The sequence below is a fragment of the Sphingomonas sp. CCH9-E2 genome (genome assembly GCF_001557215.1).
Lineage (GTDB): Bacteria > Pseudomonadota > Alphaproteobacteria > Sphingomonadales > Sphingomonadaceae > Sphingomonas.
In genome coordinates, this window is record NZ_LSJM01000217.1 from 1 (window position 1) to 322 (window position 322).

Sequence of the window (322 nt, forward strand, 5' to 3'; positions counted from 1 at the left end):
GTCCGCGACAAGGCGCGGGGCATGTTCGCGGGGTTCCGGCCGAAGCCGGCGACCGGGAAAACGACGTTGCTGGAGCGCGGCGCGGCCAGCCTGTCCCGAGCGCAGTCGAGGGAGCCGCTGGCGCCCTCGCAGGCCCGCGCGATCGAGCGCTATGGCCGCGCAGCGGCCGACATGGATCGGATGCGGGCGCAGGGGCTGCCAGTGTTGGCGCACCAGGAGAGCGCGTTGCGGCGGGCGGGCGAGGCGCTGGACGCGATCCGGCCCCATGCCGCGCGCGACCTCGCCAGCGCGATCGAGCGCGACCCCCGGCTCGCGCGCGACG

At 76.7% G+C, this 322-nt stretch carries 1 pseudogene; it reads left to right on the plus strand.

Going from position 1 to position 322, the window contains the following annotated elements:
- Nucleotides 1-21 precede the first annotated feature (21 nt).
- A pseudogene (locus tag AX681_RS10210) lies at nt 22-322 on the plus strand (hypothetical protein); the annotation flags it as partial.